Source organism: Primorskyibacter sp. S187A (genome assembly GCF_049800955.1).
Taxonomy (GTDB): domain Bacteria; phylum Pseudomonadota; class Alphaproteobacteria; order Rhodobacterales; family Rhodobacteraceae; genus JAKVBH01.
The window spans coordinates 444,999-468,560 of the sequence record NZ_JBNAGA010000002.1; the positions used below are offsets into that span (position 1 = coordinate 444,999).

Annotated in this window: 23 protein-coding genes; 21 read left to right on the forward strand and 2 right to left on the reverse strand. The window is 57.5% G+C overall.

Annotation, left to right across the window (positions count from 1 at the left end; translation table 11 throughout):
* From ACP15S_RS13130 to ilvA, 7 genes are all read left to right on the forward strand, one after another.
* A complete protein-coding gene (locus tag ACP15S_RS13130; protein WP_425040091.1) occupies positions 1-495 on the forward strand; it encodes a flavin reductase family protein in 495 nt (164 codons plus the stop codon).
* 84 nt (positions 496-579) lie between these two features.
* Positions 580-1,839 (forward strand): ABC transporter substrate-binding protein, encoded by a 1,260-nt coding sequence (locus ACP15S_RS13135; RefSeq protein WP_425040092.1) that lies wholly within the window; start codon positions 580-582, stop codon positions 1,837-1,839.
* Positions 1,840-1,861: 22 nt separating this feature from the next.
* Positions 1,862-2,923, forward strand: a complete 1,062-nt coding sequence (locus ACP15S_RS13140) for a carbohydrate ABC transporter permease (protein ID WP_425040093.1) — start codon at positions 1,862-1,864, stop codon at positions 2,921-2,923.
* A complete protein-coding gene (locus ACP15S_RS13145; RefSeq protein WP_425040094.1) occupies positions 2,920-4,353 on the forward strand; it encodes a carbohydrate ABC transporter permease in 1,434 nt (477 codons plus the stop codon). Before ACP15S_RS13140 ends, ACP15S_RS13145 begins: the two co-directional genes overlap by 4 nt.
* Positions 4,353-5,414, forward strand: coding sequence for an ABC transporter ATP-binding protein (locus ACP15S_RS13150; protein WP_425040095.1), 1,062 nt, complete (start codon positions 4,353-4,355; stop codon positions 5,412-5,414). The genes ACP15S_RS13145 and ACP15S_RS13150 overlap by 1 nt, the downstream gene beginning before the upstream one ends.
* A 2-nt stretch (positions 5,415-5,416) precedes the next feature.
* Positions 5,417-6,103 (forward strand): 4'-phosphopantetheinyl transferase family protein, encoded by a 687-nt coding sequence (locus ACP15S_RS13155; protein WP_425040901.1) that lies wholly within the window; start codon positions 5,417-5,419, stop codon positions 6,101-6,103.
* A complete protein-coding gene (gene ilvA / locus ACP15S_RS13160) occupies positions 6,067-7,341 on the forward strand; it encodes a threonine ammonia-lyase IlvA (protein WP_425040096.1) in 1,275 nt (424 codons plus the stop codon). The genes ACP15S_RS13155 and ilvA overlap by 37 nt, the downstream gene beginning before the upstream one ends.
* Here the strand turns inward: ilvA and ACP15S_RS13165 are convergent.
* Positions 7,338-7,661: an Hpt domain-containing protein gene (locus tag ACP15S_RS13165; RefSeq protein ID WP_425040097.1), complete on the reverse strand. Its 324-nt coding sequence runs from the start codon at positions 7,659-7,661 to the stop codon at positions 7,338-7,340. The two genes, ilvA and ACP15S_RS13165, sit on opposite strands and share 4 nt — an antisense overlap.
* Positions 7,662-7,859: 198 nt before the next feature.
* Here ACP15S_RS13165 and ACP15S_RS13170 point away from each other — a divergent pair, with 198 nt between their 5' ends.
* Positions 7,860-9,083: a PP2C family protein-serine/threonine phosphatase gene (locus tag ACP15S_RS13170; RefSeq protein WP_425040098.1), complete on the forward strand. Its 1,224-nt coding sequence runs from the start codon at positions 7,860-7,862 to the stop codon at positions 9,081-9,083.
* On the opposite strand, the gene ACP15S_RS13175 is transcribed toward ACP15S_RS13170, so the two are convergent.
* Positions 9,061-9,513: an NUDIX domain-containing protein gene (locus tag ACP15S_RS13175; RefSeq protein ID WP_425040099.1), complete on the reverse strand. Its 453-nt coding sequence runs from the start codon at positions 9,511-9,513 to the stop codon at positions 9,061-9,063. The genes ACP15S_RS13170 and ACP15S_RS13175 overlap by 23 nt on opposite strands.
* Positions 9,514-9,592: 79 nt before the next feature.
* On the opposite strand from ACP15S_RS13175, the gene ACP15S_RS13180 reads away from it, so the two are divergent.
* The 13 genes from ACP15S_RS13180 (at position 9,593) to polA (ending at position 23,548) form a co-directional block, all read left to right on the forward strand.
* On the forward strand, positions 9,593-10,579 hold the full coding sequence (locus ACP15S_RS13180; RefSeq protein WP_425040100.1) for an Hsp33 family molecular chaperone HslO: 987 nt from the start codon (positions 9,593-9,595) through the stop codon (positions 10,577-10,579).
* Positions 10,569-11,165, forward strand: a complete 597-nt coding sequence (locus ACP15S_RS13185) for a CoA pyrophosphatase (protein ID WP_425040101.1) — start codon at positions 10,569-10,571, stop codon at positions 11,163-11,165. Before ACP15S_RS13180 ends, ACP15S_RS13185 begins: the two co-directional genes overlap by 11 nt.
* The gene (locus ACP15S_RS13190) at positions 11,162-12,319 is read left to right on the forward strand and encodes a CCA tRNA nucleotidyltransferase (RefSeq protein ID WP_425040102.1); all 1,158 of its coding nucleotides are present in this window, start codon (positions 11,162-11,164) and stop codon (positions 12,317-12,319) included. The genes ACP15S_RS13185 and ACP15S_RS13190 overlap by 4 nt, the downstream gene beginning before the upstream one ends.
* Positions 12,309-12,890 carry a LysE family translocator gene (locus ACP15S_RS13195; RefSeq protein WP_425040103.1) on the forward strand — a complete coding sequence of 194 codons (582 nt, stop codon included), beginning with the start codon at positions 12,309-12,311 and terminating at the stop codon, positions 12,888-12,890. The genes ACP15S_RS13190 and ACP15S_RS13195 overlap by 11 nt, the downstream gene beginning before the upstream one ends.
* 175 nt (positions 12,891-13,065) lie before the next feature.
* Entirely contained in the window at positions 13,066-14,922 is a 1,857-nt protein-coding gene (locus tag ACP15S_RS13200) for an ABC transporter ATP-binding protein (protein ID WP_425040104.1), read from the forward strand.
* Entirely contained in the window at positions 14,919-16,748 is a 1,830-nt protein-coding gene (locus tag ACP15S_RS13205; RefSeq protein WP_425040105.1) for an ABC transporter ATP-binding protein, read from the forward strand. Before ACP15S_RS13200 ends, ACP15S_RS13205 begins: the two co-directional genes overlap by 4 nt.
* A gap of 8 nt (positions 16,749-16,756) precedes the next feature.
* On the forward strand, positions 16,757-17,275 hold the full coding sequence (locus ACP15S_RS13210) for an AAA family ATPase (protein ID WP_425040106.1): 519 nt from the start codon (positions 16,757-16,759) through the stop codon (positions 17,273-17,275).
* A gap of 6 nt (positions 17,276-17,281) precedes the next feature.
* Positions 17,282-18,502 carry a class I SAM-dependent RNA methyltransferase gene (locus ACP15S_RS13215; RefSeq protein ID WP_425040107.1) on the forward strand — a complete coding sequence of 407 codons (1,221 nt, stop codon included), beginning with the start codon at positions 17,282-17,284 and terminating at the stop codon, positions 18,500-18,502.
* A 25-nt stretch (positions 18,503-18,527) separates the two neighbouring features.
* Positions 18,528-19,298: an ion transporter gene (locus ACP15S_RS13220; RefSeq protein ID WP_425040108.1), complete on the forward strand. Its 771-nt coding sequence runs from the start codon at positions 18,528-18,530 to the stop codon at positions 19,296-19,298.
* A 62-nt stretch (positions 19,299-19,360) separates the two neighbouring features.
* Positions 19,361-19,858, forward strand: coding sequence for a L,D-transpeptidase family protein (locus tag ACP15S_RS13225; RefSeq protein ID WP_425040109.1), 498 nt, complete (start codon positions 19,361-19,363; stop codon positions 19,856-19,858).
* Between the two features lie 53 nt (positions 19,859-19,911).
* Positions 19,912-20,088 carry a zinc-finger domain-containing protein gene (locus tag ACP15S_RS13230; protein ID WP_425040110.1) on the forward strand — a complete coding sequence of 59 codons (177 nt, stop codon included), beginning with the start codon at positions 19,912-19,914 and terminating at the stop codon, positions 20,086-20,088.
* Positions 20,085-20,684 carry a Pr6Pr family membrane protein gene (locus ACP15S_RS13235; protein ID WP_425040111.1) on the forward strand — a complete coding sequence of 200 codons (600 nt, stop codon included), beginning with the start codon at positions 20,085-20,087 and terminating at the stop codon, positions 20,682-20,684. Before ACP15S_RS13230 ends, ACP15S_RS13235 begins: the two co-directional genes overlap by 4 nt.
* 71 nt (positions 20,685-20,755) lie before the next feature.
* Positions 20,756-23,548 (forward strand): DNA polymerase I, encoded by a 2,793-nt coding sequence (gene polA, locus ACP15S_RS13240; RefSeq protein WP_425040112.1) that lies wholly within the window; start codon positions 20,756-20,758, stop codon positions 23,546-23,548.
* Positions 23,549-23,562: the final 14 nt, after the last annotated feature.

Consider the following 23,562-nt stretch of genomic DNA (forward strand, 5'->3'; position numbering starts at 1 on the left):
ATGACACGTCCAACACGCTTTTCGCCAGATGATACGCGCAGTTTCCGGGATGCGCTGGGCCAGTTCGCCACAGGTGTCACAGTTATCACAACGCATACCGACGCAGGCCCGGTTGGCATGACGTGCAATTCGTTTGCATCTGTCTCGCTTGAGCCTGCGCTTGTCCTGTGGTCCGTGGCGAAGTCGGCCAGCCGGCACAGCGTCTTTGCGCCTGCCGAGCGATTTGCCATCAATGTTCTGAATGCGGAACAAGGCAGCCTCGCGCGGACCTTTGCGAAAGATGGCCAGGCGTTCACACCGGAGAATTCCTACCTCAGCGAGGGCGGAGCGCTCATGCTGCGCGGTGCGGTCTCGATTTTTGAGTGCTCCAAAGCGTCAGTGATCGACGGTGGCGATCATTCGATCGTTTTGGGCAAGGTCGAACATGTAACACTTGGCGCGGGCGCGCCGCTGGTGTTTCATCACGGTAAATTTGGCAGTTTCCTCGGAAGCTGACCCGCTTGTCATCAGGGCAAAATAAGCGCTGAGGCAAGGTCACAAGAGAAGGTCCGAGATGGTCTCGGACACAGGGAGAGAAAAATGACGAAACATACCCTTATGTTGGCTGCGGCCAGCGCGCTCGCCATGACGGCAGCGCAGGCAGAAGAGATCAAGTTCCTCTGCTATCAGGACGGCAATGAATGTGAGGTCCTCGGCGAGCTGGCCGCAAAATTCGACGCCAGTTCTGATGTCGACGTCATGGTCGAGACGGTCGGCTACGATATCATTCGCGATCAGCTTGAAAACCAGCTGCAAACCGATGCCGCGCCGGATCTGGCCCGTGTCACCAATCTCGGTGGCCTGAACCAATACTACCTTGATCTTGCTCCCTACGTGGACACGGCTGCCTGGGAAGAAGCCTATGGTGCGACACTGCCGTGGTTCCGTGCGCCCGGCGGCGAAGATCAGGGGGTCTACGGCTGGATGACCGGCCTCACGGTCACAGGTCCTTATGTCAACGTGTCGATGTTTGATGACGCGGGCGTCGATATGCCGGGCGAAGGCGCGACCTGGGATGACTGGGCGGCAGCGCTGACCGAAGTCAAAGATACATTGGGTTTGACGGCCGGTCTCGCGATGGACCGCACGGCGCACCGTATGGCCGGTCCTGCGTTTTCCTATGGCGCCGCTTTTTTCAATGACGCGGGCGAACCCATCCTTGTAGACGATGGCTTCCGGACATTTGCCGAAAAATTCCTCGAGTGGCACACGTCAGGCTTGATGCCCGCAGAGGGTTGGCCCGCGGGCTCCGGGACACAATACCGCAACGCGGCGCCTTTGTTCCTGTCCGGTGATGTGGCGATGCACATGTCCGGCTCGTGGATGATCAACAACTACGCGGAAAACATCAAAGACTTTGAGTGGCAGGCGGTTCCTATCCCCTGTGGTCCGGGTGGCTGTGGTGCAATGCCGGGCGGTGCGGGCGTTGTTGCGTTCAAATCCACGTCGCAGCCTGAAGCCGCCGCTGCTTTCGTTGATTTCCTTGCTCAGAAAGACAACGCGGCGATGTTTGCTGCAGCAACGCGCCAAATCCCCGCGCATGCTGAATTGCAGGCCGAAGGTGTTGACTACGGCGATATTGCTCCGGAAATCGCGCAGGCGCTCTCCGTCTTCGCAGCCAATGCCGGTGTCGCGGCGGAATCCACACCGCAAGCCTATACCTTCCAGGGCTACAACAAGAACTTTGTCATCTACGGCGTTGTGCCGGACTACATGACGAAAGCGATTACAGGCGAGATGACGCTCGATGAGGCGCTCAGCGCCATTGATGCGGATGTCGCCGCGAAGATCGCTGAGTAAGACGTAGCGCGGGCCCGGACCGATGTGGGATGCACTTTATGCTGCCTTCGCCGGGACGGGCTGGCCGCTCGCCTTGCTTGCGTATTTCCTCGTGGGCTTCGCCGTTGGCGGAGCGACAGGAGGAGGGCGCTCGCGCTTCATGACCGCGCTGGGATGGCCGCTTGAGCTGACCCAGCGCCTCGCGGGCACAACCGGCCTGCCTTACCTCTTTCTTGTGCCGAACCTTCTGGTCTTTGGCCTGTTCACCTTCTCGCCCATGTTTATCAATGTTGGCTTCTCCGTGACGGAGGGCCAGTCGATCCTGTTTGAACAACGCGATTGGGCGGGCGGCGAGAACCTGACGCGCCTCCTGTCGGAAACCAATCCCGACACAGGCGGCGAAAACCGCGAAGACGACAAGTTTCTGGCAGCTGTTGCCGATACCTTTGTTTTCGTGATTTTCCAGGTGCCGATCATGGTTCTGATCGCCTTGGTGACCGCGCTTGTCCTCAATCGGGAGATCATCGGGCGCGGCTTCTGGCGTTCTGTGTTTTTCTACCCCGTGATGCTCTCGCCTGTCGTCGTGGGGTTTCTCTGGACGCTGATCCTCAAGCGGCAGGGCGTCCTGTCGCTGACCCTGATGCAATGGGGCTGGATCGATGAGCCGATCCAGTGGCTCACGGACCCAAGCTGGACAATGTTCTGGTCTGTCTTCGTCTACACATGGGCGCATCTCGGCTTCTACATGCTGATTTTGCTCGCCGGATTGCAGGCCATTCCGAAGGACCTTTATGAGGCCGCGCAGATGGATGGGACCTCGGATTGGCGCGTGCTATGGCGCATCACGCTGCCGCTTTTGATGCCGACCTTGCTGGTCGTCATGGTCTTGTCGCTCATCAAGGCATTTCAGGCCTTTGAGGAACTCTATGCGATGCAGGTCCGCTGGACATCGCTTGTGGCGTATATCTTCGAGACGTCCGGTCTTCGCGGACAACCCACCGCAAATGGGCTCGGGGTTGCGGCGACAGCCTCGCTGCTCGTCGCAATTGGTTTGATCCTGCTGTCGCTCATTCAAATCTACCTTACTTCGAGGCAAAACCGATGAGTGCTGTCTGGTCCTTCCTCACGCGCACCCAAGGCCGCAACGGCCCGTCGCTGACGGATTGGTTGGCCTATGCCTACTTGCTTGTTGGGTTTTTGCTGATCTTCATCCCTGTCATGTGGCTGGCGCTGAATTCAGTAAAGTCCGCCTTTCAGCTGGAAAAGCAGGATATTGCTCTTCTGCCATCAGATTTTGAGCGCGTCGGCCGAGGGACAGTCAACGGACCCGACGGGCGGGAGATCGTGATCATTGATGGGCTGCCCGATTGGGTCCTGAACTGGCGCGATCTGTCCGATGACGAAAAAGCGGATCGTGATACCGCTGCCTTCTGTGCCACCTTGCAGGGCAATGCCTTCTTTGCTTGCCGGTCTCACCTGGGTCTGGTGCCGCAACAAGCGCGGCAGATGATCGAGGAGCTGGGCTTGCCGGAGTGGCTCAATCGATATGCAACCATGCCTGCGGCGACCAAGCAGGACTTTGATCTCGAGGCCGTGCTCTCCACCTTGAGTGATGATCAGGATCGCCTGCTTCTGGAATATCTGGGCGTTGATCCATTCAAGCCCAATCGGCTGGTGAGCCAAGTGCTTGTAACGGCGCCTGATCCGGATACCGGGATCATCAAGAGCTGGGCTGTCCCCAATGTGGATCGGACGAAAGACGTGCTTCCCGCGCGCGCCCTGGACAATCCAGGGCAAGTTGTCCGCTTGCCCATCGAGACCGTAGATGCGACCCGGATCATCCAGCCATCCTGGGGCAATTACTCCGAACCCCTGACCGGGCAGGCCTATGGCGTGAATATCAACTTCATGACCTGCATCACCAATTCCGTTTTGGTCACTGTGATCGCGACGCTACTGACTCTTCTGATCAATTCGATGGCTGCCTTTTCCCTCTCGAAATATCAGTTTCGCGGTCAGATGGTCTTTTTCTTCGTCATCCTGGCGACGCTCATGGTCCCGCCCACGATCACGCTGGTCGGGGTTTTCAAAGCGATTGATGCAACCGGCCTGTCAGGCTCGATCTGGGGCGTGATCATCCCGGGGGCTGCGACGCCGGCGGGCGTGTTTCTACTGCGCCAATATATGCTTACGATCCCCGATGAACTCATTGAGGCCGCCCGGATGGACAGTGCGACGGAGTGGAAAGTCTATTGGCGGATTGTCCTGCCTTTGGCGTTGCCCGCAATTGCCGCGCTGGGCATTCTGTCCGTCATCTGGCGCTGGAACGATCTGATTTTGCCAATGGTCGCCATCGCCACAACGAAAGAAGCATACACTTTGCAATTGTGTTTGCTGGAGTTCCGCGGTGAGCATCTCAGCCAAGAGCACTATCGCCTCGCGATGACAGTTGTGTCGCTGGTGCCGACAACGCTCGTCTTCGTTTTCCTGCAAAAATACATCACCACAGGTATCGCCAATTCGGGGATGAAATAATGGCCACACTTGAGCTCAAGAACATCCGCAAATCCTATGGCGCGACGCAGGTGATCCACGGGATTGATTTGGACATTCCTTCGGGCGATTTTTGCGTTTTTGTTGGGCCGTCGGGCTGTGGCAAGTCCACGTTGCTGCGCATGATTGCCGGGCTTGAAGACATTACGAGTGGCGCAGTTTGCATCGAGGGTGAGGTTGTTAACCATATCTCAGCCGCCAAGCGTGGCCTTGCGATGGTGTTTCAAAGCTATGCGCTTTACCCGCATATGTCCGTCAAGGCGAACCTCTCGTTTGGACTGGAAAACATCGGCATGCCACGCGCAGAGATTGAAGAACGCGTGATGCAAGCCGCCCGTATGCTCCAGCTTGACCAGTACCTGACGCGCAAGCCGGGCCAGCTGTCCGGGGGGCAGCGCCAACGTGTTGCCATCGGACGCGCCGTAGTGCGTGAGCCCAAGGTGTTCTTGTTTGATGAGCCGCTGTCCAATCTTGATGCCGAGTTGCGCGTTGCCATGCGTGGCGAGATTGGCGATCTGCACAGGCGTTTGGGCAATACGATGATTTATGTGACCCATGATCAGGTCGAAGCCATGACGATGGCGGACAAGATTGCAGTGCTGCGCGATGGCAAGCTGGAGCAATACGGGCCGCCCCTGGATCTTTATAATGCACCCGCAAATCGATTTGTGGCCGGGTTCATTGGTTCGCCCAAAATGAACTTTCTTCCGGGCGAATTCCGATCGGGCCAAGTGCATTTGAAGGCAGGATCCGCCATCGACGCGACGGCATTTGCAGGCGCCGGTGACGTCGAGCTTGGGGTACGGGCCAATCATCTGGAAATCACGGATGTCAGCGATGGCGCATTGGTCTGCGAAGTCCACTCCGCCGAGCAGCTGGGCGGAGAGACTTATATTTACGGAGCGCTCAGCGATGACACGCCTATCACTTTGCACCGGCCCGGGCAGGTCCCCGTGCGGCGTGGCGAGAAAATAGGCGTTCGCGTGGATGCATCTGTCGTGCATCTATTTTCAATGGAAACAGGTGCATCGCTCGCGACGTGATGATGCAAGACTGCGCGCCATTCTTGCACGATTTGCACATTCGGCCTTGTGGGGATGGTTGGCTTGCTACCGCGGGCTTCGATCCGGAGCATCTGCATGCCGCGGCGCTGCCTGTGTCATTGCCGGATCGATTGAGGGGAGCCGTCCTGAAGCGACAAGCCGAGTTTCTCGCGGGGCGTACTTTGTGTTTTCTCCTGCAAAAGCACATGGGTCTCGCGCCAACTGCGGTTCATATTGGCGCTGGGCGTGCGCCTGTCTGGCCGTCAGGGCTGGCGGGGAGCATTTCCCATTCCAATAATCAAGTTGCTGTATTGCTGTTCTGCCGAACGGATCTGTTTATCGGGCTGGATATCGAAGCCATCGCGACGGAGAGGGCGCTATCGGCCATACGCAGCTCTGTGTTGAACTCTGCCGAAGTCTCGCTTCTGGAACACAATCCAGAAAAGATGACGGCTGCTTTTTCGGCAAAGGAGACGCTTTACAAGGCGCTTTGTGCGCATGCCGGGCGCTTTTTCGGTTTCAGCGCGGCGCACGTTGTGCGGCTGACGCAGGAGTGCATCACGCTGTCTTTGCAGGAAAACCTTGGGCGCAGTTTCCTCGCGAATGATCACATCGACATTCATTGGCGCATCGCCCCGCCTGGCGTGCAAACATGGGTGGCCTTGTCACCGCGCATAAAAAACCGTTGAGTGCTGGCATGGAAGACATGTTCAAGACTGCCGCTCGCAATGCGGAGAGCGCGATGCGGGAGATATTCCCGCCGACGCCGCTACAGCAAAACGCGCATCTTAGTGCCATATATGATGCCGATATCTGGTTGAAGCGAGAGGATCTGAGTCCGGTTCGCAGCTACAAACTGCGCGGTGCTTTCAACGCCATGCGCAAACATCCGGACGCCGAGTTGTTTGTCTGTGCCAGTGCGGGCAATCATGCGCAGGGCCTCGCGTATATGTGTCAGACGCTAGGCAAACGCGGCGTTATCTTTATGCCGGTCACAACGCCTCAGCAAAAGATTACGAAGACGAAAGTCTTTGGTGGTTTGTATGTTGAGATACATTTGATCGGCGACTATTTTGACCAGACCTTGGCAGCTGCCCAGGATTGGTGCAGCGCACAAGGAGGCATGTTTTTGTCTCCTTTTGACGATGAAGACGTGATTGAAGGGCAGGCGTCAATTGCCGTCGAAATCGAAGATCAGATGGCGCAATTACCTGATATCATTGTGCTTCCTGTCGGTGGTGGCGGGATGTCATCGGGTGTTTGGCGATATTTGAGAGGCCGCGTGGAGCCGGTGTTGGTTGAACCTCAAGGTGGCGCGTGTCTCCACGCAGCCTTTATCAACGGGGGTCCGCTTGATCTGGACCGTGTTGATACGTTTGTGGATGGGGCTGCGGTTGGCAGGATTGGCCTGAGACCTTTTGCGCATTTGAGTGATCTGTCCTTGAAGCACTCTCTCACGATTCCCGAAGACCGCATCTGTACGACGATACTCGAAATGCTGAATTCGGAAGGGATCGTACTCGAACCCGCAGGCGCTTTGGCCGTTGATGCTCTTAAAGATATTCGCTCAAAGATTCAGGGAAAATCGGTCGTTTGCCTTACCTCTGGTGGCAATTTCGATTTTGAGCGTTTGCCAGAGGTCAAGGAACGGGCTCAGAGATCCGCCCGGCTGAAAAAGTACTTCATCTTCAGGATGCCGCAAAGGCCAGGTGCATTGCGTGACTTTCTGGGTTTCCTTGGGCCCGACGATGACATTTCGAGGTTTGAGTATCTCAAGAAGTCTGCGCGAAATTTCGGTTCTGTGCTCATCGGAATTGAAACCAAGTCACCCGAAAATTTCGAAGCATTTCTGGGACAGTTGGATGCAAACGGGTTCGACTACACGGACATTACGAATGACGAATTGCTATCGAGCTTCATTGTTTAGGCAGCAAACGCGTCCGACAGATGAGCAACGAACGTATCGCGTGATGCTTGATAGCATGACGCCACAGCTTGTAAGTCGATAGCTGCTTTACCACTCGCGGCTTCGGTTTCTCCCCTCTGGCAAAGTTCAGCGAATTCCGCGAAGCCGAGGTTCAAAGCGCTGCCCTTGAGGAAGTGAAGCTGTTCATCAAGTGATGCGGATCCATCTCCCAGCGCTTCTATGGCTGCGTCAACTTCTTCCAAGAAGATATCAACGACCTCACTGAAATCCTCTGGCCCGATTTCTTCTCGTAGTTCCCCAACACGGCTCCAATCGATCATGAGTCCCTCTCTGGCTATCGCGTTTGCCTGAAAGCTAGGCGTCAGCGGTAAAGAAAGTGTTTCGCTTCATATCCAATTTTAGCTTTCATGAGACGTTAAGTCCTCGGTGCCAAAACCGGCGCATGAACTAGGGAAATGAGGCCTACCTTGCTTACCGCCAACGTCACAGAGACAGATCGAAACGCTGAGCAGCAATCAGTGCAATCTGTATTGATTGTTGATGATAGCCGTTTGCAGCGGAAAATCCTTGCGGCGTCGCTAAAACGCTGGGGTTATGAGGTTTGGGAAGCCGATTCCGGTGAGGCTGCATTGGAGATTTGCACCAAAAGCCAACCGGACCTCATTCTCAGTGACTGGATGATGCCGGGCATGGATGGCCTTGAGTTTTGTCGTGCCTTTCGTGCACTCCCTAGTACAAACTACGCCTACTTTATTTTGCTTACGTCAAAGAGTGACAAGTCTGCTGTTGCGCAAGGTTTGGATGCGGGTGCGGATGATTTCCTGAACAAGCCTTTCGTCGCAGATGAGCTGCGCGCCCGCATCACAGCGGGTGAGCGCATCGTATTGATGCAAAAGCAGCTGACGGATCAGAACAGGATGATTGCAGATACTTTGGCGGAGTTGCAGGGCTTGTACCAATCTCTGGACAATGACTTGCAGGAAGCCAAGAAGTTGCAGCAATCGCTGGTGCGCGAGCGTGAGAAGGAATTCCACTCTGGGCATCTTGCCCTTATGCTTCGCTCCAGTGGACATGTGGGCGGAGACCTCGTTGGTTTTTTCCAGGTTAACGAAAGACATTTGGGCTTGTTTGCGCTTGATGTGTCCGGTCATGGTATCAGCTCTGCTCTGATGACGGCCCGTTTGGCGGGCTATCTTTCGGCCGCGGCGCCATCACAAAACGTCGCGCTGAGGCTTTGTGATGACGGGACCTATGTCCTGCGCCCTCCGGGTGAAGTCGTCGAGGATCTCAATTCGCTCATTCTCGATGAGATGGAAACTGAGCATTACTTTACGATGATCCTTGCCGATGTGTCATTGGATACTGGGCAGGTCCGCCTCGCTCAGGCAGGACATCCGCACCCCGTTGTTCAGCGCAAAGATGGCAGCGTTGAGCACACGGGTACCGGTGGTCTGCCCGTAGGATTGATTCCCAACGCAACGTTTGAAGACTTTGTTCTGGAGCTTGATCCGGGTGATCGGCTCTTGCTCATGTCAGACGGCGTTGTTGAATGCCCGGATCCAAACGAAAATCTTTTGGACGAGGAAGGGGTTACTCGGATGCTTCAGGATCTCAAAGACGTGACAGGCACGGAATTACTGGAGGCAATTCAGTGGCGTTTGTCCGATTATGCGGAAGGCGGTGACTTTCCCGATGATGTGTCTATCGTGTCCTTCGAGTTCAAAGGCGCCATGACCGGTTAAACCAGGATTTTACAAATGCCCGGTCTCCCGCATTACCGAGTGATGCCAGCGCCTCCGCCACTGAAATTACCTCCGCCGAATGACCCGGCTCCAATGGGTCACAGAGTTTTCTTGTCGGATTGGCCAAATAGACGGTGCACAGCTTTTCAGCCCAGATGCTGTATTCAGGCATATAGGTAAAACGCTTGAATTGGCCGAGGCGGACTGGACGCGCAATTTGCCAGCCGGTTTCCTCGAGAACTTCGCGGTATAGCGCTCGCAAAGGCTGTTCTCCGGGATCCACGCCTCCTCCAGGGAGCTGCAGTTCGGGTTTTGGTGTTGTTTGATGTGTCACCAGTAGACCATCGCCAACAGGCAAAATCGCGTAGACACCTGGCCGCGGAACATAGAGCTGGCCAGAAATCGGGGGACGGCCATACCTGCGGTTCATAGCTTTGCTCCTTGGCGTTGGGCTTGTCGCTCTTATATTCCCGCGATATGCCAAAAACCACGTCACAAGGAAGTTTGAAATGATCACGCCGAATGCGATCGTCTGGGATGACACGGTTCTGCCCTTTCAACTGGATCGCTCCGACATTCGCGGGCGGGTCGCTCGGCTTGACGGTGTTTTGAGTGGCATCCTCCAGCAACATGATTATCCAGCCCCCGTCGAAGCGTTGGTTGCTGAAATGGCATTGCTCACAGCGCTCGTTGGCCAGACCATCAAACTGCGATGGAAACTGTCGCTACAGGTGCAAACCAAAGGCGCCGTGCGCATGATCGCCACGGACTACTACGGTCCCACAGAAGAAGGCGAGCCTGCGCGGATCAGGGCTTACGCCAGTTTTGACCGAGACCGCGTCACGGATGCAGCCCCATTTGATCAGCTGGGAGACGGTTATTTCGCGGTCATGATTGATCAAGGCGAGGGTATGAAACCATACCAAGGCATTACGCCTATTGCGGGGGGGTCACTTGCCGCATGCGCCGAGGCGTATTTCGCGCAATCAGAACAGCTCCCAACGCGTTTTTCGCTAAAGTTTGGTCAGTCCATTGAAGCTGACCGCGATGCGCATTGGCGTGCGGGCGGGGTCATGTTGCAGCATATGCCAAAGGCGTCTCCTTTGGTGCGTGAAGAAGGTGGGTCAGGTGAGCAGGGGTTGCTCGCGGCTCAAGATGTGCTCTCGAGTGAAGACGAGAGCGAGAATTGGAACCGCGCCAACATCTTGCTGGATTCCGTTGAAGATTTGGAGCTGATTGGGCCCAGTGTTGCGCCCACGGAATTGCTTGTCCGCCTGTTCCATGAAGAACAGCCGCGGGTTTTTGATATGCAGCCTGTCAGGTTCGGTTGCACGTGTTCAGTTGATCGCGTGCGTCAGTCGCTTTCGATTTATTCGGCCAAGGATATTCAGAAAATGACGACCGAAGACGGCAAGGTAACCGCGGATTGCCAATTCTGCGGTGCGCATTATCAACTCGATCCTGCGACTGTGGGGTTTGAGGCAGATGGTGGGTGATATAGCGCAGCACTTGCGCGCTGCCTTGGAGAAAACTTCCGAACATTCATCGGATTACGATCTCAACGGTGCCGTGAACTTGCCACCTAATCGCCTGTTGCGGCCGGCGGCTGTCTTGGTCGGAGTTCGGGAAACGGATCAAGGGGCGCAGGTGTTACTGACCAAGCGGTCTTCGGCTCTCAAGCACCATCCCGGACAAATCGCTTTTCCGGGTGGCAAGCAGGACGCAGATGATCCGGATCTGACCTCTGCCGCATTGCGAGAGGCCCGCGAGGAAGTGGGTTTGCCGCCCCAAAACGTTGAGGTTCTGGGGCACCTGCCCACACATGAAACTGTGACGGGCTTTGTCGTGACGCCTGTCGTTGCAAGATTGGTGAAATCTTTTGAAGAGCGACCGGAAGCGGGCGAAGTCCAGGAAGTGTTCTGGGTGCCGCTCGCACATCTTGCAGATCTTCAGAATTACCTCGTTCAATCGCGGCGCTGGCGCGGGACGTATCGGCACTTTTATACCGTACCCTTTGGACCCTACTACATTTGGGGGGCCACGGCGGCTGTTTTGCGCGGTCTGGCTGCGCGCCTTGCATGATACATGTGTGCGGTTCCTGGCTCAGTGACGCGGCGACGCAGTCAGTGTTTGATGCGCTCACAGCGCAAGGTCACGAAGTGTTTGTTGTCGGTGGCTGCGTGCGGAATGCGCTTCTGGGCGTGCCCGTGTCGGATGTCGATATGGCGACGAATGCGGATCCCGAGACAGTGATTGCGCTGGCCAAAGCCGCAAAACTGCGCGCCATTCCAACCGGGATCGAGCACGGCACAATCACGATACTTTCCAACGGCACGCCGTTTGAGGTCACAAGTTATCGGCGTGATGTGGCCACCGATGGGCGCCGGGCCACAATCGCTTTTGCGCAAAGTGCCGAAGAGGATGCGCATCGCCGCGATTTCACGATGAACGCGCTTTATGCAGATCGGCATGGGCAGGTGCGCGATTTCGTGGGCGGGCTGGCAGATGTTCAGGCACGCCGACTTCGCTTCATCGACGATCCGACAGACCGGATCAAAGAGGATTACCTGCGCATTCTGCGCTTTTTCCGTTTCTCTGCGTGGTACACAGACCCTCAGGGCGGGATGGATCAGGAGGCGCTGGCGGCAATCGCCGACAATCTGGATGGGCTGTCTGCGCTGTCCAAAGAACGTGTGACTCATGAGTTCTTGAAACTGCTGACAGCACCCAACCCGTCCCTGGCTGTCGCAACGATGCAGCATGTTGGTGTTTTGCAGGCTCTGTTGCCGGGCGCTTCGGCGCAAAGTCTTCCTGTCCTTATTGACGCGCAAAACCAGATTGGTGTGCAGATCGATGTCATCGCCCGACTGGTTTCCCTGGGTGCCGCGGAGCCAGAGGCGCAGTTGCGTCTGAGCAAGGCGCAAAGCAAGGCTTTGGCGCTCTATGATGCCCAGCGTGGCGGGTCAGAAAGACCAGCTGTTTTGGGTTACCGCTACGGTGTGGAGCCGTCTTTGCAAATTTTGTGTTTACGCTCGGCGGCATTGGAAACGCCTTTGCCCGCGCTTGCCCGACAAGATGTCGAGCGGGGCGCAGAGGCGGTTTTTCCCATCAAAGCCGCAGATCTGATGCAGGATTATTCTGGCCCGGCGCTGGGCGAGGCCTTGCGCAGGCTGGAGCGCCAATGGATTGCGTCTGACTTCAAGATGACACGGGAAGACTTGCTCCGTGCTGAGTGATCCGCTCTACCTGTTTGTCTTTCTGGGTCTGTTCTCTCCGGGTCCAAATGTGATTTTGTTGACGGCTTCCGGTGCCCGCTTTGGATTTGTGCGCACCCTCCCGCATCTGTTGGGCGTTGCCGCGGGGGTTGGGGTTACGGCCGGTATCACGGGATTGGGCGTGGGATCAATTCTGACAGCGGCTCCCACGTTGGGACTGGGGCTTGCAGTGCTTTCCGCCTTGTGGATCTTGTTCATGGCGTGGCAGCTTTGGAATGCCACTCCGGGGGCGCCCTCGGATCGGGATCGGCCGATGTCGTTTGTGGAGGCGGTCCTGTTTCAATGGGTCAATCCCAAGGTTTGGGCCGTTGCCTTCGCGGCGGTCGCGGCCTTCCCGTCTGACATGTCGCCTTGGGGCGAAGCGCTACGTTTGGGCAGCGCATTCTCCGGTATCAATCTTGGCGTGTGCCTGTTCTGGACAGCTTTTGGCCATTTGGTTTCGCGCCTGCTCAAAGCGCCGCTGGCGTGGCGCATCTTCAACAGGTCCATGGCGATTGCTTTGGTTGCCTTCTCCGCGCTGCTTTTCGTCTAGCGTTCCAAAGCTAGTGACAGGTCGCGAATTTTGCGATATTCCAGCCTCTACAAAACATGGAGGACACATGATGGTATCAAGGATTCCGCCCCGCTTTATGTGAGCGTTGGTCCTTGTTGGCGGCGTTCATCGCCCCATTTTCCGTCTGTCCCAAGTGCTCTGAAAGGCACGCCCCATGTTCCGCTTTTTTGAAAATCTCGTTGATCCGTACGTTGCCTATGATGAGCCGGATGCGCCGCCCCGCAAGCTGTGGCCATTCATGCGCGCCTATGCCCAACCGTTTCATCGCGTTTTCTTTTGGGCCGCGATTCTCTCGGTTGTGGTTGCAGCTGTCGAGATTGGCCTGATCTGGGCAATGGGTTGGATCGTGGACATTCTGTCTGGTGATCCGGCGCAGGTTTGGGAGGCGCATGGGACGACGCTGATCGTGCTGGCCGTTTTCATACTGCTCATCCGTCCCATGGTGCAAATCGTTGACGTGATGCTCCTGAACAACGCGATCCTGCCCAACTTCGGGACGCTCATCCGCTGGCGCGCGCACAAACATGTTCTGCGCCAATCGGTGGGCTGGTTCGAAAATGATTTCGCGGGACGGATCGCCAACCGGATTATGCAAACACCGCCAGCGGCTGGAGAGGCTGTTTTCCAGGTCTTTGATGCGATTACGTTTTCGCTGGCCTATGTCGTCGGTGCGGCTGTTTTGCTGGGGCAGGCGGACCCGCGATTGGCGATCCCGCTTCTAGTGTGGCTTGTGTTGTATGGCTGGCTGGTCGTTTGGACTGTGAAACGCGTCGGCCCGGCGTCGCAAGCCTCGAGCGATGCGCGCTCCGAGGTGACGGGCCGGGTCGTGGATGCCTATACGAATATTCACTCCGTCAAGATGTTTGCCCATCACGACAGCGAGCTCAGCTATGCCCGTGACGCGATCGAAAAGACACGATCGACCTTTCAGCGAGAGATGCGGATCTACACGATCATGGATCTGGCCCTGGTCATGCTTAACGGCATCTTGATCGTGGGCGTTGTGGGCTGGGCCGTCGCCTTGTGGATACAGGGTGAGGCAAGTGTTGGTGCTGTGGCCGCAGCCACGGCATTGACACTCAGGCTCAACGCCATGACCGGCTGGATCATGTGGGCGCTGACGTCGTTCTTCCGCAATCTTGGCGTGGTGGCAGAAGGCATGGAAACCATTGCCCAGCCCATTGATCTGCGCGATGCGCCGGACGCCAAGCCATTGGCCTACCAGCAGGGACGCATTGAGTTGCAAGATCTGTCGCATCACTATGGCCGCGAGAGCGGTGGGTTGGATCAGATCAACCTGACGATTGCCCCGGGCGAAAAGATCGGGCTTGTCGGGCGATCCGGCGCCGGAAAGTCGACGCTCGTCAAGTTGCTCTTGCGGTTCTACGACGCGGACAGGGGCCGGATATTGATCGATGGACAAGACATCGCTCAGGTCACGCAAGACTCGTTGCGCGCGCATATCGGTATGGTCCAGCAAGACAGTGCCCTTCTGCACCGCTCACTGCGCGACAACCTGCTCTACGGGCGCCCGGATGCAACCGATGCCCAGATCATTGCAGCCGCCAAACAGGCGGAAGCCCATGACTTCATCCTCAATCTTCAGGATCCGCAGGGGCGCGAAGGCTATGAGGCGCAGGTGGGCGAGCGAGGTGTCAAACTCTCGGGCGGCCAGCGCCAGAGAGTTACGCTGGCGCGGGTCATTCTGAAAGATGCGCCGATCCTGCTCTTGGATGAAGCCACCTCCGCCCTAGACTCAGAGGTCGAAGCGGCCATTCAGTCGACGCTGTATGGCATGATGCAAGGAAAGACCGTTATCGCCATCGCCCACCGCCTCTCGACAATTGCCCAGATGGACAGGATTCTCGTTCTGGATCAGGGCCGCATCGTGGAAGAAGGCAGCCATGATGCCCTTTTGGCGCAGGGCGGCCTTTACGCAAGTTTCTGGGCGCGGCAATCGGGTGGCTTTCTGGGCTCTGACCTTGCGCCGGATGTGGGAGCAGCGCAGTGAGGTTTTCCCGTCTGATCGATCCGTTTGCGCCAGCGGTTGGCGCGCCGCCGCGTTCGCTGTTGGCCTTCTTTCGCTGGTGCCTGACGGGGGCCGGGCCGGTCATGCTATTGGCAGGCGCCATCTCCGCAATCGCCGGCGTGGCTGAAGTCATGGCGGCGTTGATGCTGGGTTGGGTGATTGACGCGGCACTGGCGTCTGACCCGAGTTCCGTCTTTGGCGACTCCATGGGGCTTTTGCTTTGGGCGCTGGCGTTTTTTGTGATCCTGCGCCCCGCTTTGCTCGGTTTGTCCGCCTATAGTCAGACGATCATGTTGCAGCCCAACGTCATGAACCTCGTTCTCTCCCGGCTGCACCGCTACACGCTTGGTCAATCGGTGCAGTTCTTTGACGATGATTTCGCCGGTCGCATTGCGCAAAAGGAAATGCAGACAGCGCGGGCGGTCAATGATGTTGTGGTTGAGGTCATCCATACGATCCTCTTTGCACTGGCCTCTGTCATCGGCGCTGTCTTCTTGCTTGGCACGGTGGATTGGCGGATCGCAGCTGGCCTGATGGTCTGGATCGTTGGCTATGGCTTTATGATCCGGCATTTCATGCCAAAAATCCGGGCGCGGTCCAAAGCGCGGGCCGCCGCGCGCGCCATGATTACAGGCCAGGTTGTCGATACCGTCACGAATATCAAGACAGTCAAACTCTTCGCGCATTCGGAGCATGAAGACCGTGCGGCTCTGGGCGCGATGGCGGATTACCGCGAGCGGTTTCTGGAGTTTGGCCGGGTATCTGTCGCGTTCCGGTTCTGGCTGATGACCTTGGCGGGGCTTTTGCCTGTGCTCTTGGTGGGCGGTGCTTTGTGGTACTGGTCACGCGGATTGATTTCGGCGGGTGATATCGCGGCCACTGGCGCGGTGAGTCTGCGCCTTGCACAGATGACGGGTTGGGTCTCTTTCACGCTTATGACCTTGTATTCCAATGTCGGCGAGGCCGAGGACGGCATGCGCACGCTGACCCCGCCCCATGGTCTGACCGACATGAAAGACGCGCGGAGCCTCGAGGTGCATGCCGCGACGATCGATTATGACAACGTGCATTTCACCTATGGGCGCCAAAGTGGCGGTGTGCAGGGTTTGAACCTCTCGGTCCGCGAGGGCGAGAAACTTGCGCTCGTGGGCGCGTCGGGCGCGGGCAAGTCTACGCTCGTGTCGTTGCTCCTGCGCCTTTACGATACCGAGAAAGGGCGCGTGCTCATCGACGGGCAGGACATCGCGCGGGTGAGCCAGGAAAGCTTGCGTCGTCAGATCGGGATGGTCACGCAGGAAACAGCGATGTTCAACCGCTCAGCGTTTGAGAATATCGGCTACGGTCGTCCTGAGGCCAGCGAGGCGGAGATCATGGATGCCGCGCGGCGCGCGGAGGCCCATGATTTCATCCTTGAGCTTGAAGATCATGCGGGGCGCAAGGGCTATGAGGCGCATCTGGGTGAGCGAGGTGTCAAGCTTTCTGGCGGACAGCGCCAGCGTATTGCCCTTGCACGCGCGATCCTGAAAGATGCGCCGATCCTTGTTCTGGATGAGGCGACCTCTGCGCTCGATTCCGAGGTTGAAGCCTCGATCCAGGCGGCGCTGGAAGTTGTGATGGAGGGCAAGACCGTCATCGCGATTGCGCATCGGCTCAGCACCATCGCCCGGATGGATCGGATCATTGTGCTCGATCAGGGACGGATCGTCGAAGAGGGGAGCCATGATGCGCTGATGGCACAAGGCGGGCTTTATGCGCGGTATTGGTCGCGTCAATCCGGAGGGTTCCTCAATCTTGAGGCTGCGGAGTGAACCGGATCATGATCCTTGGGCAACCGGGCGCAGGTAAGTCAACGCTCGCGCGCAGCCTTGGTGAGATTACGGGCCTGCCGGTGGTGCATGTTGACAAGATCCATTGGATGTCAGGCTGGGTAGAGCGGGCGAAAGAGGAAAAGATTGCCCTTGCGCTTCAGGAACAATCCGCGCCGCGCTGGATTTTTGAAGGCGGTTTGGCGGCAACGAAGGAAGACCGGCTGAACCGCGCGGATATGCTGATCGTGCTCGATATCCCTTTTGCCTTGCGGGTTTGGCGCGTCGCAAAGCGGACGGTCCTCTATTATGGGCGCACGCGCCCCGATTTGCCCGAAGACTGCCCCGAACGGTTTAGTGCCGAGTTTTGGGCTTGGATCTGGAACACGCGCAAGACCGGGCGACGCAACAATCTCCAGTGGGCGTCCCGTGCACGTGAGTTGGGCAAACGCGTTGTCATCTTGTCGTCGCCGGCCATGGTGCGAAGATTCCTCAAGACACTCGACGCCGAGTGGAATTCGCGGCAATAGGCGGGCATGGAATACAGGATCAATCGATTGGGCCATCAGGGTGACGGGATCGCGGACGGTCCCGTCTATGCGCCTTTGACCCTGCCGGGCGAGGTTGTGACGGGACGCCTTGAGGGCGAGCGGTTGCAGGACATCCGCATCGTGACGCCATCAGAGGACCGGGTGAAGCCGCCCTGTCGGCATTTCAAATCCTGTGGTGGTTGTCAGGTCATGCATGCCAGCGACGACTTTGTGGCGGCCTGGAAGACGGATGTTATTCGCCGTGCGCTTGAGGCGCAGGGCATCGCCGCGCCGATGCGACCGATCCTGACCTCCCCGGAACAGAGCCGCCGTCGCGCGGGGTTTGCTGCGCGGCGGACGAAATCCGGCGCGCTGGTCGGATTTCACGGACGCGCGAGCGATACGATTGTTGAAATACCCGATTGTCGCCTGATCGCGCCTGCGCTGCGCGAGGGCATCGAGGTGGCTCGTGACGCGGCGCTCTGCGGCGGGTCACGCAAAGCTGTTTTGTCGGTTCTGGTCAGCGACAGCCTTGAAGGGCTCGATGTTGCTGTGACGGGCGGCAAGCCGCTGGATCAAGCTTTGCTGACCGAGCTCGCGGCATTGACGGAGCGCCATAGGCTGGCTCGTCTGACCTGGGATGGAGAGGGCATCGCGATGCGAGCCGCGCCGACCATCGCTGTGGGCGCGGCGCGTATCTCTCCGCCTCCGGGCGCTTTCCTGCAAGCCACGGAACATGGTCAGGCGAGCCTCATTTCCGCGATGCGGGAGGCTTTGTCCGGGGCCAGCTCTGTCGTGGATCTGTTCGCCGGATGCGGGACGTTTTCTCTGCCGCTTGCCCAAAGTGCTGAAGTTCATGCCGTTGAATCCGAGGCTGCGATGTTGCAGGCGCTGGATCTTGGCTGGCGCCATGCGAGCGGCGTGAAGAAGGTCACCACTGAGGTGCGTGATCTCTTTCGCAATCCTATCCTGCCAGAGGACCTCAAGGGCTTTGATGGTGTGGTCATTGATCCGCCGCGGGCAGGCGCAGAGGCGCAGTGCCAAAAACTGGCTTTGGCGCAAATCCCCCGGATCGGCTTTGTGTCCTGCAATCCGGTAACCTTTGCGCGGGATGCCAAAGTCCTGATCGACGGGGGATATGACATGCTCTGGGTGCAGGCCGTGGATCAATTTCGCTGGTCAACCCATGTGGAACTTGCCGCCAGCTTCCGCCTTTCCCATATGTGAGACGACCAAATCGAAGGATCAGCCTATGCGCGAACAGCTTGCCGCATTCTTGGACCGGCCAATCGTCCGCAATGGGATCATCGCGGTCATCATTTTCAATGCAATCATTCTGGGATTGGAGACATCCAAGGAGATCATGGGCGCTATTGGCCCGCTGATCCTTTGGCTTGATACGATCTGTCTCGGCATCTTTGTTGCTGAGCTTTTGTTGAAACTGGTGGCTTTTGGTCCACGGTTTTTCCGCAGCGGCTGGAACATTTTCGATTTCGTGATTGTTGCAGTCTCCCTGGCGCCGACGGGGCAGGGGCTGTCTGTCTTGCGTGCGTTGCGTATTCTGCGGGTGCTGCGCGTGGTCTCGGTGGCGCCACGCTTGCGGCGCGTGGTGGAAGGGTTTGTGACGGCCTTGCCGGGCATGGCGTCGGTCTTTCTGCTGATGGCGCTGATTTTCTACATCGGTGCAGTCATGGCAACGAAGCTCTTCTCCACGAGTTTTCCCGATTGGTTCGGGTCACTGGGGCAAAGCGCCTATACGCTCTTTCAGATCATGACATTGGAAAGCTGGTCCATGGGGATCGTGCGCCCTGTCATGGAGGTTTACCCCTATGCCTGGCTCTTCTTCGTGCCCTTCATCATGGTCACGACCTTTGCCGTCGTGAACCTTTTGGTCGGTCTCATCGTGAATTCGATGCAAGATGCCCATGCTGAAGAGGCCAACGCCGCGCAGGACGCGTATCGCGATCAGGTTCTGGAGCGGTTGGCTGCAATTGAAAAACGCCTGGAAGATCGTTCTTCGTGAATTGTGATTAGGGCAGAGCACGGCGCTGTGATACCTCACGTCAGAACATGCGAGGCGGTTTTATGCGGTTGATGAAAGTTATCTTGGTTTTGGTGCTGTTTCTGGGGCTGACGGCCTGCACGACCAGCAAGTTCAAAACCTATAACGGCCCTGAGGTCACCCAAGTGATCGTTGAGAAGAGCACGCGCAAGATGTGGCTCATGCACAATCGCGAAGTGCTGAAGCAATATGACATTCATCTCGGCTTCGCCCCGCGGGGACACAAGACCGAGGAAGGTGATGGCAAGACGCCAGAAGGCACGTACATCATCGACCGCCGCAATCCCAACAGCCGGTTTCACCTCTCTTTGGGAATTGACTACCCCAATGCCGAGGATATCGCTCAGGCGCGCGCGCGTGGTGTAAGTCCGGGGGGCGATATTTTCATTCATGGCCGTCCGAAGCCCTGGCGCAATGGCGAGGATGATTGGACATGGGGCTGCATTGCCGTCACCGATGCGGAAATGGAAGATATCTATGCCATGGTGCAAAATGGCACACCGATTACGATCTTGCCCTGACTCGGTATTTTGACGATAAGTCTGACGCGTGAGCCAGCCAAGGAGAGCCTGCCATGACGACCGATGTGCCTGAGACCAAGATTGTGGATCAGTATCGCATTGCATGTGATGGCGGCGAAGGTGCATTGGGGCATCCGCGTGTTTGGCTGCAAATCCCGAATGAGCATGGCTGGGTGGAATGCCCTTACTGCGATTGCAAGTTCATTCATAAGGATCATGCATCCGCATGATCATGCGTGTGTCCGCAGGCATTCTTGCGCTTTCTGTCCTGGGGACCTTGCTCCTTCGCATACAGCTCAACATGGCCACCGGGAATTCCTTCCCGGAAGCGCTCTGGGTCATCTACCGGTTTTTCACAGTCTGGACGAATACAGCTATCGGCGTCGTGGCGCTTCTGATCGCCTGCGCCCGGCCTGTATCCGACAACGTGCAGAGCGCGTTGTTGCTGGCCATCGGGGCGGTATCGATCGTTTATCACGTCTTGTTGGCGCATCTGGTCAGCTATGAAGGGGTCGAACGGTTTGTCGACGTCATGCTGCACAGTGTCGTGCCCTTGGGTTGGCTCGCCTTTTGGGTGGTGTTCACGCCAAAAGCGCGTCTGCGGTTCAGGGCGATCCCGTGGTGGCTGCTCTACCCACTGGTCTATTGCGTCTATGCCTTGGTCAGGGGAGCGTTTGATGGCGTTTACCCCTATCCGTTTTTGAACGTGGAAAAGCTGGGTCTGGGTGGTGTCGCGATCAATGTCCTGGGCCTCTTGATTGTGTTCTCCATAGGCGCGGCTGCCATCGTCGTTGTGGGCCGTTTGCTCGCGCACCGCTCTGGGTAAGGTCATCTACGGGCTGGTCTGCACCCGGGGAACATGGCACTAACGCGCCACGTGTTTCTGGGAGGATCGTCATGGCATTCGGCAAAGGTCACCACCTGCATCTGATCGATGGATCGGCGTTTATCTTCCGGGCCTATCACGCGTTGCCGCCGTTGACGCGGAAGTCTGACGGATTGCCCATCGGGGCCGTCTCGGGCTTTTGCAACATGTTGCAGCGCTACGTGGAAGGAAACGCGAATTCCGACGTGACCCACGTGGCCGTGATCTTTGACAAGGGCTCGCATACCTTCCGCAACGATCTTTATGATCAATACAAGGCCAATCGTGAGGCCATGCCGGAAGATCTGCGCCCGCAGATCCCGCTCACCCGTCAGGCGACCGAGGCCTTCAATATCGCCTGCAAGGAAATCGAGGGTTTTGAGGCCGATGACATCATGGCCACGCTGGCGCATCAGGCGCGCGATGCTGGCGGACGCGTGACCATTCTGAGCTCTGACAAGGATCTCATGCAGCTGGTCGGAGGCGGTGTCGAAATGCTCGATCCGATGAAAAACAAGCGCATTGATACCGATGGCGTGCACGAGAAATTTGGCGTTGGGCCGGAACGGGTCGTGGATGTGCAGGCGCTGGCGGGGGACAGCGTTGATAACGTGCCTGGCGCGCCCGGCATTGGGATCAAGACGGCGGCTCTGCTGATCAATGAATATGGGTCGCTGGAAGAGCTTCTGGACCGCGCCGAAGAGATCAAGCAGCCCAAGCGCCGCCAGACATTGATTGACCATCGCGCGCAGATTGAATTGTCCAAGCAGCTGGTTCAGCTGGATTGCGAGATGAGCTTGCCCTTTACGCTGGATGATCTCGAAGTGCGCGATCCTGAGCCTGACACGCTGATGACCTTCTTGGCCGAGATGGAATTCCGCACCCTGACCAAGCGAATCGCCGAAGCGCTTGATGTGGAACCAGTGGTGATCCCGGATACGACGCCGGAAGGGGCCAACCCTGTGGAGATGCCGCAAGTCGGTTTCGATCCGGAGGCCTATGAATGTGTCCGCGATGGCGCGGCGCTGGAGAAGTGGATCGGCTATATTCGCGAACGTGGCTACGTGGCGATTGATACCGAGACGACGGCGCTCAACGAAATGCGCGCGGAGCTCGTGGGGATTTCCCTCGCCGTTGAGCCTCTACAGGCCTGCTATATTCCGCTGACCCATAAAGGCGGTTCGGCGGATGATCTGTTTGGCTCCGATGCGCTGGCGGAGGGGCAGATGCCTTTGGACGACTGCCTGGCGCTGCTCAAACCTGTTCTGGAGGATCCGGCGATCCTCAAGATCGGGCAGAACATGAAGTATGACGCCAAAATCTTCGCGCGCGTCGGCATCGATATTGCACCGATCGATGATACGATGCTGCTGTCCTATGCGATGAATGCCGGGCTGCACGGCCATGGGATGGACACGCTGTCCGAGCGCTATCTCGAGCATACGCCCATCCCGATCAAACCGCTTCTGGGCAGTGGTAAATCCGCGATCACCTTCGACCGCGTGCCTATTGATGAGGCTGTCAAATACGCGGCGGAAGATGCCGATATCACGTTGCGCCTGTGGCAAATGTTCAAGCCCCAGCTTCATCAAAACCGTGTGACACAGGTGTATGAGACGCTGGAGCGCCCCCTTGTGCCCGTTCTGGCGCAGATGGAGATGCATGGCGTAAAAGTGGACCGTGATACGCTGAGCCGCATGTCCAATGCCTTTGCCCAAAAGATGGCTGGCCTGGAGGCTGAAATCTACGAACTGGCCGGGCGCAGTTTCAATGTCGGATCTCCCAAACAATTGGGAGAAATTCTGTTTGACGAGATGGGCCTTGAGGGCGGCAAGAAGGGCAAGACAGGCGCCTATGCAACGGGCGCAGATGTGCTGGAAGATCTTGCCACGGAGCACGAATTGCCGCGCAAGGTTTTGGATTGGCGGCAACTCTCGAAACTGAAATCCACTTATACAGACAGTTTGCAGGAGCATATTCACCCGGAAACCGGGCGGGTCCACACGTCTTATTCCATTGCAGGGGCAAACACGGGTCGCTTGGCCTCTACCGATCCCAACCTGCAAAACATCCCGATCCGAACCGAGGAAGGCCGCCGCATCCGCGAGGCCTTTGTGGCTGAGCCGGGTAACGTGCTGGTCGCACTTGATTATTCGCAGATCGAATTGCGTATTCTGGCCCATATTGCCGGGATTGACGCCCTCAAGGATGCGTTCCGCGAAGGGCAAGACATTCACGCGGCCACCGCATCAGAGATGTTCGGCGTGCCGCTTGATGAGATGACACCGGATGTCCGCAGGCAAGCCAAGGCGATTAATTTCGGGGTCATCTACGGTATCTCGGGCTTCGGACTGGCGCGCAATCTGCGCATTCCGCGCGCCGAAGCCCAAGGCTTCATTGATCGCTATTTTGAACGGTTTCCCGGCATTCGCGCCTATATGGACGAGACCACTGAATTTGCGAAAACCCATAAACGCGTCGAAACACTCTTTGGGCGGGTGATCCACACGCCTGAGATCGCCGCGAAGGGCCCGCGCGCGGGATTTGCAAAACGTGCGGCAATCAATGCGCCTATTCAGGGAACGGCTGCTGACATCATTCGGCGCGCGATGGTGCGGATGCCCGATGCAATTGCCGGTTTGCCCGCCAGGATGCTCTTGCAGGTCCATGACGAATTGCTCTTTGAGGTGGCCGAAGATGCGGTTGATGAGGTCATCTCCACGGCGCGCGATGTGATGGAGGATGCAGCAGAGCCTCTCGTCAAGCTGGATGTCCCGCTTGTTGTGGATGCGGGCCAAGGCGCCACTTGGGCGGCAGCGCATTAGGTCAATCGTCGGAT